The organism is Spongiibacter sp. C9W, from assembly GCF_057370015.1.
The window spans coordinates 209017-223553 of record NZ_CM170672.1 but is presented as its reverse complement, the minus strand read 5'-3'; the positions used below and the strand labels follow the sequence as shown (position 1 = coordinate 223553).

The 14537-nt window shown below is 54.0% G+C and carries 13 protein-coding genes; 3 read left to right on the top strand and 10 right to left on the bottom strand.

Annotated elements, in window-relative coordinates; genetic code table 11:
* Nucleotides 1-14: 14 nt before the first annotated feature.
* The 10 genes from phoU to AC2Q8J_RS00970 all read right to left on the bottom strand — a co-directional run bounded on the left by phoU (nt 15) and on the right by AC2Q8J_RS00970 (nt 11133).
* Nucleotides 15-737 (bottom strand): phosphate signaling complex protein PhoU, encoded by a 723-nt coding sequence (phoU, locus tag AC2Q8J_RS01015; RefSeq protein WP_027873868.1) that lies wholly within the window; start codon nt 735-737, stop codon nt 15-17.
* A gap of 37 nt (nt 738-774) precedes the next feature.
* Nucleotides 775-1575 carry a phosphate ABC transporter ATP-binding protein PstB gene (pstB, locus tag AC2Q8J_RS01010; protein ID WP_286696193.1) on the bottom strand — a complete coding sequence of 267 codons (801 nt, stop codon included), beginning with the start codon at nt 1573-1575 and terminating at the stop codon, nt 775-777.
* A 68-nt stretch (nt 1576-1643) separates the two neighbouring features.
* Entirely contained in the window at nt 1644-3344 is a 1701-nt protein-coding gene (gene pstA / locus AC2Q8J_RS01005) for a phosphate ABC transporter permease PstA (RefSeq protein WP_486451920.1), read from the bottom strand.
* Nucleotides 3345-3361: 17 nt separating this feature from the next.
* Nucleotides 3362-5518, bottom strand: a complete 2157-nt coding sequence (locus AC2Q8J_RS01000) for an ABC transporter permease subunit (RefSeq protein ID WP_486451919.1) — start codon at nt 5516-5518, stop codon at nt 3362-3364.
* Between the two features lie 194 nt (nt 5519-5712).
* Nucleotides 5713-6681 (bottom strand): PstS family phosphate ABC transporter substrate-binding protein, encoded by a 969-nt coding sequence (locus AC2Q8J_RS00995; RefSeq protein WP_027873872.1) that lies wholly within the window; start codon nt 6679-6681, stop codon nt 5713-5715.
* Nucleotides 6682-6761: 80 nt separating this feature from the next.
* Nucleotides 6762-8057, bottom strand: coding sequence for a phosphate regulon sensor histidine kinase PhoR (gene phoR, locus AC2Q8J_RS00990; RefSeq protein WP_486451918.1), 1296 nt, complete (start codon nt 8055-8057; stop codon nt 6762-6764).
* Between the two features lie 9 nt (nt 8058-8066).
* Nucleotides 8067-8774: a phosphate regulon transcriptional regulator PhoB gene (gene phoB / locus AC2Q8J_RS00985; protein ID WP_486451917.1), complete on the bottom strand. Its 708-nt coding sequence runs from the start codon at nt 8772-8774 to the stop codon at nt 8067-8069.
* A gap of 104 nt (nt 8775-8878) precedes the next feature.
* A complete protein-coding gene (purU, locus tag AC2Q8J_RS00980; RefSeq protein WP_486451916.1) occupies nt 8879-9733 on the bottom strand; it encodes a formyltetrahydrofolate deformylase in 855 nt (284 codons plus the stop codon).
* A gap of 29 nt (nt 9734-9762) precedes the next feature.
* Nucleotides 9763-10611 (bottom strand): SPFH domain-containing protein, encoded by an 849-nt coding sequence (locus tag AC2Q8J_RS00975; RefSeq protein ID WP_027873876.1) that lies wholly within the window; start codon nt 10609-10611, stop codon nt 9763-9765.
* Nucleotides 10612-10656: 45 nt separating this feature from the next.
* Entirely contained in the window at nt 10657-11133 is a 477-nt protein-coding gene (locus AC2Q8J_RS00970; protein ID WP_027873877.1) for an NfeD family protein, read from the bottom strand.
* 167 nt (nt 11134-11300) lie between these two features.
* Here AC2Q8J_RS00970 and AC2Q8J_RS00965 point away from each other — a divergent pair, with 167 nt between their 5' ends.
* The 3 genes from AC2Q8J_RS00965 to AC2Q8J_RS00955 all read left to right on the top strand — a co-directional run bounded on the left by AC2Q8J_RS00965 (nt 11301) and on the right by AC2Q8J_RS00955 (nt 14531).
* Entirely contained in the window at nt 11301-13433 is a 2133-nt protein-coding gene (locus AC2Q8J_RS00965) for a YgiQ family radical SAM protein (protein ID WP_486451915.1), read from the top strand.
* A gap of 203 nt (nt 13434-13636) precedes the next feature.
* Nucleotides 13637-13843, top strand: a complete 207-nt coding sequence (locus tag AC2Q8J_RS00960; RefSeq protein ID WP_022957413.1) for a cold-shock protein — start codon at nt 13637-13639, stop codon at nt 13841-13843.
* Nucleotides 13844-14000: 157 nt separating this feature from the next.
* Complete coding sequence (locus tag AC2Q8J_RS00955; RefSeq protein WP_424146580.1) at nt 14001-14531, top strand: acyloxyacyl hydrolase; 531 nt, start codon at nt 14001-14003, stop codon at nt 14529-14531.
* Nucleotides 14532-14537: the final 6 nt, after the last annotated feature.

Here is a 14537-nt window from a genome sequence, read left to right as displayed (position 1 = left end):
ACTGGCGTCACGCCTTATTTTTTCTCTTGGACAGCCGCACTCATCTCATCGATATTCACGTGGCGAACATCCGCACCCTTGGCCAAATAAATAACGTGCTCGGCAATGTTGCGCGCGTGGTCGCCAATACGCTCCAGGGAACGCAGTGCCCACAGTACTTGCAGCACCGAAGAAATGGTGCGCGGATCTTCCATCATATAGGTCACCAAGCTGCGCATAGCGGTGCCGTATTCCATATCGACGGAGTGATCTTCTTCCGCCACATCCAGAGCCATATCACTGTCTACACGGGCAAACGCGTCCAACGCGTTGCGCACCATGCTCAAGACATGGTCACCAATGTGGCGAATCTCTAACACGCTGCGCGGCAGGCCACCCAGTTCACCCAGCTTAATTGCGGCTTCGGCAACTTTTGTGGCCTCATCGCCCATACGTTCCAGATCACTGATGATTCGGCTAATCGACAACACCAGGCGGAGGTCGGTCGCCGCGGGCTGGCGGCGCGCCAGGATAATGGTGCACTCCTCGTCGATGGACACCTCCAGCGCATTGACGATACGGTCGCCACGCTTCACTTCATCAGCCAGACCACTGTCCTGACTCATAAACGCGGTGGTCGCATCGGCAACTTGTTTCTCGACGACCCCACCCATTTCCAGCATACGGGTTTTAATATCGTCCAGCTCAGAGTTGAACTGCTGAGAGATATGGTGAGCGTGTAAGTCTTTATCTTTCATTCCCGCATCCTATTGGCGCCGGGCTAATGGCCTAGCCTTAGCCGTAACGACCTGTTATGTAATCTTCAGTTTGTTTATTGGTCGGATTGGTAAACAAGGTATCCGTATTATCAAACTCGATCAGTTTGCCCATATACATAAATGCAGTGTAGTCAGAGACTCGCGCTGCCTGCTGCATATTATGCGTAACGATGACAATCGTGTACTTGTCTTTTAGCTCATTGATCAGTTCTTCGATCTTGAGCGTTGATATGGGATCCAGCGCCGATGCTGGCTCATCCAGCAGCAGGACTTCCGGCTCAACCGCAATGGTGCGCGCAATGACCAAACGCTGCTGCTGGCCGCCAGACATGCCTAGCGCGTTATCGTGCAGACGGTCTTTCACTTCGTCCCATAGGGCGGCACCGCGCAACGAGCGCTCAACCACTTCATCCAGCACCCGCTTTTTATTCACACCCTGGATACGCAGCCCGTAAGCGACATTCTCATAGATCGACTTAGGAAAGGGATTCGGCTTTTGAAATACCATTCCCACGCGGCGACGCAGCGTTGCCACATCGACACTTCGGTCGTAGATGTCATTGCCGTCCAGGCGAATGGCACCCTCAACCCGGCAAGTATCGACCAGGTCATTCATGCGATTGAAGCAGCGCAGAAGGGTCGACTTACCGCAACCGCTGGGGCCGATAAACGCCGTAACCTTTTGACGAGGAATCTCCATATTGACGTCAAACAACGCTTGTTTGTCGCCGTAGTACAGATCCAAACCGTCGACATTCAGAGTAATGTCCTCGTCGGTAATAGAGGCTTCATTGCGTACCCGGCCGAGCGATTCCATATCGATTGCGTGACCAGCTGTAGCAGTTTTGTTGGTATCCATAAATTTTACCGTCATGGCTGTGCCAATTACATTTCCAGAGATTTGTATTTTTCGCGCAGATGATTCCGCAGTGCCACGGCACTGAGGTTCAGCAGCGCAATGATAATCACCAACAGCAATGCCGTAGCGTACACCAGTGGCCGCGCTGCTTCGACATTCGGGCTTTGAAAACCAACATCATAGATGTGAAAGCCCAAGTGCATAAACTTCTGATCGAGGTGGAAGTATGGGAAGTTGCCATCCACCGGTAGCGACGGTGCCAACTTGACCACCCCGACGAGCATCAACGGCGCAACCTCCCCGGCGGCACGAGCAACGGCCAGAATCAGGCCAGTCATCATCGCCGGGCTGGTCATGGGCAACACCACCCGCCAAAGGGTCTCGGCCTTCGTGGCACCCAGGGCCAGACTGCCCTCTCGCAGATTGCGGGGAATACGCGCCAAGCCCTCTTCGGTTGCCACAATAACCACCGGCAGCGTCAGCAGCGCCAGCGTCACAGACGCCCACAGAAGCCCCGGCGTACCAAAAGTTGGCGACGGCAGTGCTTCGGGGAATAAGGCCTGGTCGATTTCTGCCCCAACAAAATAGATAAAGAAGCCGAGCCCGAACACCCCGTATACAATCGAGGGTACGCCCGCCAGGTTATTCACCGCGATGCGCACGATTCGCGTCATCAGCCCCTGCTTGGCGTATTCGCGCAGATACACCGCCGCGATCACACCGAAGGGCGTTACCAGTACTGACATAATCAGCACCATAATCACCGTGCCGAATATCGCGGGAAAGATGCCGCCCTCGGTATTCGCTTCGCGGGGCTCATCGGTAAGAAACTCCGCAAACTTGCCGAAGTAAAAACCGACCTTGTTGGCAAAGTTCATGGTATTGGGCTTGTAGGCGTGGACCACCGTCGACACGCGTTGCTCGCGCTGCTGGCCCTGCGCGGTCTCGACAATAAAACTGTCTCGGTTCCACTCGGCGTACAGTGCATTCAGCTCTTGTTGCAATACCGCATAGGCAGCATCCAGCTCAGCGCGTTCGCTGTCTATCTCCAGCTGCTTTTGGGCGCGCTCAGCGGCGGGCAACGCTTCATCGAGTTCCAAGCCGCGCTGGCGCAGACGCAGTTTTTCCAAGCGGTAGTTGATCGCGCCAATCTCTTTCTTTTCGACGCGCTCGATATCATGGTGAATGGTTTCAGCACGTTCGATACTCTGCTGAAACGCCTGCCACAGTGCTTCGTCATCGGCGGCGGCGATCGCCTGGCCATCGCGCTTCAAACCGCGCAAAAAGCCGTAAAAGTTGCCCCACTCACGGCGTTCGAGAACAATCGCTTGTTCTGGGTAATACGTGTTCTGCAGGTAGCGACTTAACACCCATTTAAAATCCGCACCGCTGACATCGCGGTTGCCGACTTTCACCAGCTCTCGCTGGATAAACGGCTCGTCGGTATCGAGTGTAAAGCCAGCGCTGAGCAACTGCTCGATCGCCACATCCTCGCTTTCAACCCGCTCAGCCATCACCACCGCTGGACTCTCATCCGGCAACTGATACTCTGCGACAAAAACATCGGCGGGCCAAAAGTGGCTGAAACCCCGCACTGCCAACAGTATTAACAAACCGATAACGGCCAGTGTGCTGACGGTCACCGCAGCGGCGTTCATCCAAATCAAGGGTTCGCCGCCCTTGAACCAGGCCGTCAGCCCCTGCTTTTCTTTATCCTGTAAATACATGATGTATCCCGAATCAATCAGAGGTTGCCGTAGCGCTGACGCAGACGCTGTCTGACCGTCTCCGCAACAGTGTTAACAACAAACGTAAACATAAATAGTACAAAGGCCGCCAAGAACAACACCCGGTAGTGACTGCTGTCGACTTCCGTTTCACCAATTTCTACCGCGATATTTGCCGCCAGCGTCCGCATACCCTCGAAGATATTGGCGTCCATAATCGGGGTATTACCAGTGGCCATCAGAACGATCATTGTCTCGCCGACCGCGCGACCCATGCCGATCATCAGGGCCGAGAAGATACCCGGGCTGGCGGTGGGCATGACGACACCAACCAGGCTTTGCCAAGGCGTTGCGCCGAGAGCGAGTGATCCGTAACTAAGGTGCTTGGGCACCGAGAAAATGGCATCTTCGGCAATCGAAAAGATCGTGGGGATAACGGCAAAACCCATTGCCACACCCACCACCAGAGCATTGCGCTGGTCGAAGGATATGCCCAGATCATTGGTCAACCAGGCGCGCATATCGCCCGCAAAGAATGCCCTCTCCATTGGCGCGCTCAGCTCAACGCATGCGATTACCAGACCAATCACAACGGGCACCAACAGCAAGGGATGCCAGCCTTCGGGAACGCGGCGACTCACGCTCACGGGTAGCCGCGACCACAGCCAAGCGAAAATGAGAATACCCACTGGCAGCGCAATAAAGATGCTGAATACCGCGGGCAAATTGCGCTCGATAAAGGGTGCCAGCCACAGGCCGGCCAAGAAACCGAGAATAACGGTAGGCAAGGCCTCCATTAACTCGATGAGTGGTTTAACCTTGCGGCGCAGCGAGGGCGCCATGAAATACGCGGTGTAAATCGCACCACAAATCGCCAATGGCGCCGCAATTAACATGGCATAAAAAGCGGCTTTCAGGGTGCCAAAGGCCAGCGGTGCAAAGCTGTACTTTGGCTCAAAATCATTGTCTGCCGCCGAGGACTGCCAAACATAGTCGGGCTCGGGGTAGCTTTCGTACCACACCTTGCTCCACAGCACAGACCAAGAGACCTCGGGGTGCTCATTTTCCACGGCGAAGCTACGAATCTCCCCTCCCTGCAACTCGACAAGGAGGCGATCCGCCCGCGGCGAAATTGCCATGCCAAGCACATTTTTTAATTCCAGCTCTTCACTCAGCAAACGGCGTTGCGACGTGCTGTAGAAGATATCGAGGTGACCGTCATCGGTAATGCTGACAAAGCCTTTGCGGCGGTGTTCGGTCAGCAGCATCGCGGAGGGGCCACCTGCCGTAAACTGGCGCACAAACTGCAAACCGTATTGTCCGCCCTGCTGAGCATTGCGAACCACGAACCACTGGGACACGCTGCCATCCTCAGCGGCGGTGAGCAAAGAAATACCGCCTAACAAAAAGCGTACATCACTCAGTGCCGCGCCATCAGTCACTTCGCCGCGATCAACGATCTCCAGGCTGCGCAGACTAATCAACCGGTAGCCACCTTGCTGGCTCAACACGTACAGCCACTGCTGGCGAGGCCCGATCAATAGATAGTCGGCGGAGATATCCAGCGTTGGCAATGCCAGGTTTTCTTCGACCAGGGTGATTTCTTCACTGAGGAAGTCTTCTTCTTTGGTCCAGCGGCGTCCGACCAAATGGCCGTCACTCACGGCGACCACCACCAGGGCTTCCTCACTGTCGCGCACGGCCAGTCGGCTCAGGGCCGCGTCGCTAATTTCCATGCCGGTTTCGCCATAGGGAAAGCGCAGAGACGGGGTAATCAGGCGTTGATCCTCGGGGTAGCTCACGCGATAGTCATGTTTGGCCAGCAGAGCTCGACCGTCTTCCATCCCCACCGCGAACACGCGGGTTTCTTCTGACTCCAGTGCGAAGCTGCTAATCGCTGCAGTCGTTGGCAGCGACCGCTTGAGAACCTGTTGACCATTCTCGGTATTAAAAAATACGGCATCCCCGTTTTCGGCAAGGCGAAAACCCACCTCGGCCTGTTCTTCCATTGCCAGATACAATGGCGCGGCGGCCACTGGCAGTTGGTACTGTTCCTCTGACTCGATGCCAGCCGAATTAAACAGCGGCAGAATTTCATACAGCAGATAGAAAAAGATCAGCAGAATGGACAGCAATACCCCAACACCACCGCCGGTGATAGTTGCTGTGGTCATGCCATCTTTGACTTGGCGCCATCTGCGTTGGGCCGATGCAGTTGCGCGCACCTCTGATTGCTTCATAAGTCTCGGGCTCTTTGAGGAACTGGCGGGGATTTTATGACGATAATGTTTCAGTTTTGTTACAGATAAAAAATGTGCCACAAACTCACGTTTGCAGCACATTTTACAGCGACATCATGTCGGCATTTTTACAGCTCTAGCTTTTTGCGAATTTTCTCTACAACGCTTGCTGGCAGCGGGATGTAGCCATCTTTAGCAACGATTTCCTGACCCTGCTTTGACAGCACCAGCTTAACGAATTCGCGCTCTAGCGGCGTAAACGGCTTATTGGGTGCTTTATTCATGTAAACGTAGAGGAAGCGTGACAGCGGGTAGCTACCATTGATCGCATTTTCCGGCGTGGCGTCTACAAAACTGCCCTTCTCATTCTTGGACAGCGGAATAGCGCGAACGCTTGAGGTCTGGTAGCCGATGCCAGAATAACCGATGCCGTTAATAGAGGTAGACACAGACTGAACCACTGATGCCGAGCCTGGCTGCTCGTTTACACCATTTTTAAAGTCGCCTTTACACAGTGCCTTGCCTTTAAAGTAGCCGTAGGTGCCCGATACCGAGTTGCGACCGAACATTTGAATATCGCGCGCCGACCACGATCCATCCATGCCGAGCTGACCCCAGCGCTGGATATTTTCCGGGTGGCCACACTTGCGAGTGCTTGAGAAAACCGCATCGACTTCGGCGATGGTCATCCCCTCAATGGGGTTGTCCTTGTGGACAAACACCGCCAGGGCGTCAATAGCCACCGGAACCGCAACGGGTTTGTAGCCATATTTCGCTTCGAAGGCTTCGATCTCTTTGTCCTTCATCTTGCGGCTCATTGGCCCCATGTTTGAAGTGCCTTCTGTCAATGCCGGGGGCGCCGTAGAGGAACCGGCTGCTTGAATCTGGACGTTAACGTTTGGGTAAGCGCGTTTGAAGTCTTCGCTCCAAAGCGTCATCAGGTTTGCCAGGGTATCTGAGCCAACGCTGGAAAAAGTGCCCGATACACCCGCCGCTTTTTCGTACACAGGCAGCGCCGGATCAACTTCAGTGGCTGCCGCCACCCACATAGAGGAAAGGCCAAATGCGGCCGCCATCAGACATTGCTTCAGTTTCACAGGTATCTCCCGATCAATAAAATTGGTAACACGGCTGTCATTTTAGCGGCGCTAGATGACGGATTTATTACAATGAGAAATCAGTTTACCCGAGTGATTAATGAACGTGGAAATAAACAACTGAACGTACTGCCATGCCCCGGCTGGCTGGAGATTTTCATCTCGGCCCGGTGGCGCAACAAAACATGTTTCACGATCGCCAAACCCAAGCCTGTACCGCCGGTATCGAGGGAGCGACTTTGATCAACCCGGTAGAAGCGCTCGGTTAGACGGGGAATGTATTGCGGCTCGATACCAATCCCGCTGTCCTGCACTTCCAACACACCGTGGCTGTCATCCTGGTACCAACGCAGCACAATTCGGTCATCCTCGGCGGTGTAGCGCGCAGCATTTACCGCCAAGTTAGACAGCGCGCTGCGTATTTCCGTCGCCTGCCCTTTCAGGGCAATGGCATCGTCACATTCGATGTCGATCTGGCGATTGCCCTTGGCGGCCGCGAGGGCTTCTTCGCGCACCATTTCCATCAGCGGGCGGATACGTATCACTTCATGCTCGCTGGCTTGAGGGACGGATTCCAGTCGCGACAAGAGCATTAAATCTTGAATGAGGTGGTGCATGCGGCGAGACTGCCGCAGCATTTGATCGATGGCGCGATCCCAGCGCGGATTGTCGCCACCGTGCTCAGAAAACGTCTCCAGGTAACCATTGATCACCGTCAGTGGCGTGCGCAATTCGTGTGACACATTCGCGACAAAATCTTTGCGCATTTTTTCGAGACGGTGGGTTCGCGTGACATCGCGGGCAAACAGTAAACGATTACCCTCCGCGAAAAAGCTGATGCTTAAACTGAGCTGTATCTCGCTGTTTACCGGCGACGCCATTTCAAAGGGCATGGCGTATTTTTCAGCTTCGTAGTAGGCAACAAAATTCGGGTTGCGCACTAAATTCAGCAGCTGCAAGCCGACATCTTCATCCCTGCGCAGCCCAAGTAGATCCATCGCCGCATCGTTGCACCATTCGATGTTGCCGTGACGATCCAGCATCACCACGGCATCTGACATCGATGCAAACGATGAATGTAAGTAATCAATAATTGCTTGTAACTGATCACGATCTCCCGACGCATGCTTCTGCATATCGTAAATCGTGTCGAAAATTTGACCCCACATGCCAATTGCCTCTGGCGGCTCGGTACCCAAGCCTCTATATAACCAGTCGCTCAGTCGTTGAAGTTGCCATAGCAGCCAGGTGCATATCACCGCTGCAACGATAAAAACGGGCCACACTCCAAGGTCGAACGCTGTTGCAAACACTGCCGCCGTTGCCAATGGCAGCACTACGCGAACAAGCTCCGTCTTCCAGCCGTAATACCGCATAGAGCAGCGCTAGGCGCTCACCCCCGTTGCGGAAAAACGGTAGCCAGTACCGCGAACGGTTTGAATCAGCTGCCCGAAGTCTCGCTCGTCGGTCAGCAGCGCTTTGCGAAGCCGGCGAATATGAACATCTACCGTGCGCTCTTCAACATAGACATTGGTGCCCCATACCTGGTCGAGCAGTTGACCACGGCTATAGGCACGCTCTTGGTGGGTCATGAAAAATTTCAGTAATTTAAACTCAGTGGGCCCCATATCCAAAGGCTCACCATTGGCAAACACGCGGTGACTGGCGGGGTCGAGTTTGAGGCCATCCACCTCAATGGTCTCTTCCTGCTCAGGCGAGCTGCCGCGGCGCAACACCGCCTTGATGCGCGCCATTAGCTCTCGGGAAGAAAACGGCTTGGTAATATAGTCGTCGGCACCGACATCCAGGCCCTGAACACGGTTGTCTTCATCGTCTTTAGCGGTGAGCATGATGACCAGCATATCCCGGGTTAATTCTTCCCGGCGCAAGCGGCGCAGCAGCTCAATACCACTGGTGACTGGCATCATCCAGTCCAGCAGTACCAGATCCGGGCGCTGATCAACAATAATTCCGTGCGCTTCCTGCGCATTGCTCGCTTCGATGCAGTCGTAACCGGCAAGCTCTAGCCCTACGCGGATCATCTCGCGAATGGCGGCTTCGTCATCGACGATGAGGATGGTCTTTGTGCTCATGCTCTTCCCTTGTAGCCTGTGGATGCTTGAGCCTGCATTAAAACGGCCTTTAATGACAATTATATGACAACGACTCGATCAAGGCGCCAGCCGTTGCCCCAAGCTTAGTCGAAAACGACAGTTTTATTACCGTGCACTAACACCCTGTCCTCAAGGTGATTGCGAAGCGCGCGGGCCAGTACGCTCTTTTCGACATCCTTACCCAGACGCACCAGGTCATCCTTGCTATGGCGATGCGACACTCGAATGACGTCCTGCTCGATAATCGGGCCCTCATCCAGCTGCTCAGTGACGTAGTGGCTGGTGGCTCCGATCAATTTTACGCCGCGATCATAGGCCTTCTGGTAGGGGTTCGCGCCAATGAAAGAAGGCAAAAAGCTGTGGTGAATATTGATCATTCTGCCGCTGTACGCACGGCAAAATTCCGGAGGAATAATCTGCATATAGCGCGCCAGCACGACACAATCAGCGGCATAGTTCTCTGTTAACTCTTGAATACGGGCGTGGGCCGGTGCCTTGTTTTGAGGGTCGACCGGCACATACTCAAACGGAATTCCATGCCACTCGACCATGCTGCGCAAGTTCTCGTGATTTGAGATCACACAGGGAATATCACAGTACAGCTCGCCGCTATGCCAGCGGTGCAATAAATCTGCAATACAGTGTGAGGCATGGCTTGCCAGAATCACCACCTTGCGCCGCCGCGCTGAGTCGACCAGCTCCCACTCCATGTCATATTCCTGCGCCAAGGGCGTAAATGCCTCGCGCACTGCCTCAGCACCGATGCTCAATGAATCGGCTTTAATCTCGTTGCGCATGAAAAACCAATTGCTGTCGGCATCGGCGTGATAATTGGCCTCGGTTAGCCAGCCCCCTTGATCGGCGACAAATTGGCTCACTTTGGCAACGATGCCAACGCGGTCCGGGCAACTGGTGATCAAACAGTAGGTATGTTCCATCTTTACAACAACATCCTTGCAAAAAAATCTTAACCCTTGTTCAGTATCGCCCGCACCGCCTGAGGCAGGTCTGCGGGAAGTACCACGGTCTTGGCATTGTCGGACGCCGACAGCTCACGCAGCGAGTCAGCGTATTTCTCACCCAGCAGATACAGCACGGGCAATTCATCACCTTTAACCGCTTCCGAAACTAACTCAATCGCTGCACCGCTGGCCTTAGCCAACACCACTTCCGCCTGGGCGTCGCGACGCGATGCTTCCAAGCGCCCCTCAGCTTCGAGGATCGCGGCCTGCTTCTCACCTTCGGCCTTGGTCACCGCCGCGCGGCGTTGACGCTCGGCAGCGGCCTGCTCTTCCATGGCACTTTGCATAGTGGGAGATGGATTAATGTCTTGGATTTCCACCGTTTTCAGTGTGATACCCCAGTCGGAAATATCGTCTGAAATCCCCGCCTTGAGCTTGGCCTTGATTTGCTCCCGCGACGACAGGGCCGAGTCCAACGACATCTCGCCTACAATTGAACGCAGTGCGGTCTGTACCAGGTTTTGGATGGCAATGGTGTAATTCTCAACACCGTAAACAGCTTTCTCAGGAGAGACGATATTTATATAGGCCACCGCGTTGGCGATAATCACCGCATTGTCTTCAGTGATAACCTCCTGGGAGGGGATATCCAACACAATGTCCTTGGTTGTTAAGCGGTAGGCCACTTGATCAACATAGGGAATAATAAAGTTCAAACCGGGGTTCAAGGTGCCGTGGTATTTACCAAGGCGTTGCACAATGTGTTTATAGCCTTGGGGAACGGTCTTCACCCCCATCGACAGCGTGACGACGACCAATACAAACAACGCCCCTGTAATTGCTAAACCATCCATATTCTTCCCCTAAAACCTCGTGAAATGAGCCCGCCAGTAACGGTATTATTCGGCAGCTTTGGCGCCGCGTTGGCGGCGTACTATCAATGAATTACCTGAGATATCTTCAACAATGACCCGGTCTCCAACGATCAAGGGCTCGCGACAAATGTAACTCCATTCGTCATTACCCAGCACCGGTATACTGAAGCGCACCTGCCCCTCGCGGTGGTCCCCAACGCGCGTAACCATACCCTCCTGACCCACAACCTGCTCGCGCGACATGCCCGATAAACTTTTATCTTTCATACGCGGATGCACAAATTTAAACCAGAGGAACAAGTCGACCGCTGACAGCCCCGCCCAGATCAACACTTGAACACTAAAGGGCAAATCCACAACGGCGGTGATCAGCCCCACCGCAATGGCGCTGGCACCGAACCAAAGCATGACAAAGCTGGGAACAAAGACCTCGCTGGCAACCAGTAAAAGCCCCAAAACCATCCAGTGCCAGTACTCTATCGAGCTATTCAGCCAATCCATTTGTGCGCTCCTGCTGCCACGCGATAAGTGAGAGGCATTATTTAGCCACGATCTCACTTAATAGCAAGCGCCAAAGCTGCAAATTCACACTTGATTGGGGCTGCACCCCCACAGCAAACAGCTGGGATTTCCGGTACAATGGCCGATCATTCGAGAGTAGCTACGCCATGTCTTTACCACCGGCCATTTTTAGCCACCACCCCTACTGGGCGGAGTGCTTCGGCACCGCACCATACTTGCCAACCAGCCGCGAGGAAATGGACGCCTTGGGTTGGGACAGCTGCGACATCATTATTGTCACCGGCGATGCCTATGTGGATCACCCTAGCTTTGGCATGGCCGTTATTGGGCGCGTATTGGAAGCGCAGGGCTTTCGCGTTGGCATTATTTCCCAGCCAGACTGGCAGTCGGCAGAGCCCTTCACCACGCTGGGCAAACCTAACCTGTTTTTCGGCGTCGCCGCCGGAAACATGGACTCGATGATTAATCGCTACACAGCAGACCGCCGACTGCGTCACGACGATGCCTACTCACCGGATAACGTCGGTGGCAAGCGCCCCGATCGCGCGGTTATCGTCTATGCCCAGCGCTGCCGCGAAGCCTATAAAGACTGCCCCATTGTTATCGGCTCCATCGAAGCAAGCCTGCGACGCATCGCGCACTACGATTACTGGAGCGACAAAGTCCGCCGCTCAATTCTTATGGACTCGCGCGCGGATATTCTGCTGTATGGCAATGCCGAACGCGCCATTGTCGACCTCGCACACCGGCTGTCTCGCGGCGAGCCGGTGGAGCAAATTCGCGACCTTCGCGGCACCGCATTTATTCGCGACGCAGTGCCTAACGGCTGGACGGTTGTGGACTCCAGCGATATTGACCGACCCGGCAAGGTGGATCCGATCACTAGTCCCTATGTGGACACCAGCGCTGACCCCAGTTGCAAAACCGAACAGGCAAAGGCAGCAAGCGAGCCAGACGCTGCACAGACCATCACTATTATCGACCCCAGGCAGGCCCGTAAAAGCGACGCACCGGCAGATCGAACAGTTATTCGCCTACCCGCTTATGAAACGGTAAAAAAAGACCCCGTCAGTTACGCCCACGCAGCGAGGGTGCTTCACCTGGAAACCAATCCAGGCAACGCACGCGCGCTGGTTCAGCGCCATGGCGACAAGGAAATTTGGCTCAACCCGCCACCCATTCCACTCACGACAGAAGAGCTCGACTGGGTCTTTGAGTTGCCCTATCAGCGCCGCCCTCACCCCCGGTACGGCGAGGCGCGGATTCCCGCGTATGAAATGATTCGCAACTCGGTGAATATCATGCGCGGCTGTTTTGGCGGCTGCAGCTTCTGTTCTATCACCGAACACGAAGGACGGATTATTCAGAGCCGCTCAAAAGACTCGATTGTCAGAGAAGTGGAAAAAATTCGCGACAAAACGCCGGGCTTCACCGGTGTTGTGTCGGACCTCGGCGGCCCCACCGCCAATATGTGGCAACTGACCTGCAAAAGCGAAGCGATTGAAAAAAGCTGTCGTCGCCTATCCTGCGTCTATCCCGGGATTTGCAAAAACTTAAACACTGACCAAACACCGCTTATCGAGCTGTACCGTGAAGTTCGCAACCTGAAAGGTGTTAAAAAAGTCCTTATCGCTTCCGGCCTGCGCTATGACTTGGCCGTGGAAACACCCGAGTACGTCAAAGAACTGGTCTCCCACCACGTTGGTGGCTATTTAAAAATCGCACCCGAGCACTCAGAAGACTCACCACTGAGCAAAATGATGAAACCGGGCATGGGCAGCTACGACCGCTTCAAAGCCATGTTCGACAAATACTCCAAGCAAGCGGGCAAAGAACAGTACCTCATTCCCTACTTTATTGCGGCGCACCCAGGCACCCGCGATGAAGACATGATGAACCTGGCGCTGTGGCTGAAGAGCAACGGCTTTCGCGCCGACCAGGTGCAGGCCTTCTACCCCTCTCCAATGGCCAATGCGACGGCAATGTATTACTCGGGAAAAAACCCGTTACGCAAGGTAAGCCGTCGCAGTGAAAATGTATTCAGCGCTAAGGGATTGAAACAGCGACGTTTACATAAAGCCTACCTGCGTTACCACGACCCTGAAGGCTGGCCTGCGCTGCGCGAATCACTGCTGAAAATGGGACGCAAGGATTTGATTGGCTATGGCAAAAAGCATCTCGTGCCGCCGCGCCAACCGGCAAACTGGAAAAGTAAAAACCCGAAGCGCGGCCGCATGCTAACGCAGCACACTGGACTTCCCCCTAGAAAAACGACATAAAAAATTCATTTTATGGCTGGCAAAAGGCTTTCTATACCTATTCAGACTGTGTATATAATGAGCTTGCTGGCTATAGATGCAGCTTGGTTTTATGTAAAAGCACCACGAAGTCGTTTTTAGTACCTCGTTCTGTTTCATAACTACCCTGCCTATCTCAGCTCAAGCCATACAAGGCAAACTTATAGACAACGAGGTTTTAAGACATGTCCAGAAGCACTGGTAAAGTAAAATGGTTCAACGAGACTAAAGGCTTTGGTTTCATTGAGCAGGATTCCGGCCCAGACGTTTTTGTTCACTTCAGCGCCATCTCTGGCTCTGGCTTCAAAACGCTGGCAGAAGGTCAAGCTGTTGAGTTTGACGTGCAGAGCGGTCAAAAAGGCCCTCAGGCAGCGAACGTAACCGTTATCTAAGCATAGAGCGCGGTGACAAGAAGGCGGCGAAAGCCGCCTTTTTTGTGTCTGCGTTTTCATCACAACCTATTCGCACTGCGTAAAACATCACCGAAATATTTTTCACTTCTACAGGGATATACGCTTTAATCAGCGCAAACAACAAAAAGGACCCCGCATGAAAGCCGCAATAAAAGCTACAGCACTGGCTCTTGGCCTAATGGTCAGCCCCTTCATCCAAGCCGGTGAACACGAATGGCGTTTTGGTGTACTGGCCCACAATAAAGGCCCCATTGCCAGTGAAACGGAAGACGGCCCCGACGTCACGCTGGCGTACTACCACCACTTAAAACAATACAATTGGGGCGGCTTATTTGCTCACGGCGGCGCCGTTATTAACACAGCCGATGGCACCAGCTATCTCTACAGCGGACTCAACCCCAAATGGAACTTCGGTGAATCGCCAGTCTATTTTGAGCTGGGCTTTGGGCTTGCTGTTCACGATGGTGACCTTGAGAAAAAGTCAGCCGAGCGTCGTGAAATGGGCTCTCGAGTGCTGTTTCACACCGAATTTAACCTCGGCTACCAAATTAACCCGCGGTACAGTGTCGGCCTTTACTTAGACCACATTTCCAACGGTGGCATCCTCAACGACGACAACAACCGCGGGCTAGACACCTACGGCGTTCGTCTCGGTCGTCGGTTTTAAGTAAGG

Excerpts from the sequence above, each read along its gene's own strand:
- phoU (WP_027873868.1), bottom strand. The coding sequence starts at position 737 with ATGAAAGATAAAGACTTACACGCTCACCATATCTCTCAGCAGTTCAAC.
- pstB (WP_286696193.1), bottom strand. The coding sequence starts at position 1,575 with ATGGAATCGCTCGGCCGGGTACGCAATGAAGCCTCTATTACCGACGAG.
- pstA (WP_486451920.1), bottom strand. The coding sequence starts at position 3,344 with ATGTATTTACAGGATAAAGAAAAGCAGGGGCTGACGGCCTGGTTCAAG.
- AC2Q8J_RS01000 (WP_486451919.1), bottom strand. The coding sequence starts at position 5,518 with ATGACCACAGCAACTATCACCGGCGGTGGTGTTGGGGTATTGCTGTCC.
- phoR (WP_486451918.1), bottom strand. The coding sequence starts at position 8,057 with ATGCGGTATTACGGCTGGAAGACGGAGCTTGTTCGCGTAGTGCTGCCA.
- phoB (WP_486451917.1), bottom strand. The coding sequence starts at position 8,774 with ATGAGCACAAAGACCATCCTCATCGTCGATGACGAAGCCGCCATTCGC.
- purU (WP_486451916.1), bottom strand. The coding sequence starts at position 9,733 with ATGGAACATACCTACTGTTTGATCACCAGTTGCCCGGACCGCGTTGGC.
- AC2Q8J_RS00975 (WP_027873876.1), bottom strand. The coding sequence starts at position 10,611 with ATGGATGGTTTAGCAATTACAGGGGCGTTGTTTGTATTGGTCGTCGTC.
- AC2Q8J_RS00970 (WP_027873877.1), bottom strand. The coding sequence starts at position 11,133 with ATGGATTGGCTGAATAGCTCGATAGAGTACTGGCACTGGATGGTTTTG.
- AC2Q8J_RS00965 (WP_486451915.1), top strand. The coding sequence starts at position 11,301 with ATGTCTTTACCACCGGCCATTTTTAGCCACCACCCCTACTGGGCGGAG.
- AC2Q8J_RS00960 (WP_022957413.1), top strand. The coding sequence starts at position 13,637 with ATGTCCAGAAGCACTGGTAAAGTAAAATGGTTCAACGAGACTAAAGGC.
- AC2Q8J_RS00955 (WP_424146580.1), top strand. The coding sequence starts at position 14,001 with ATGAAAGCCGCAATAAAAGCTACAGCACTGGCTCTTGGCCTAATGGTC.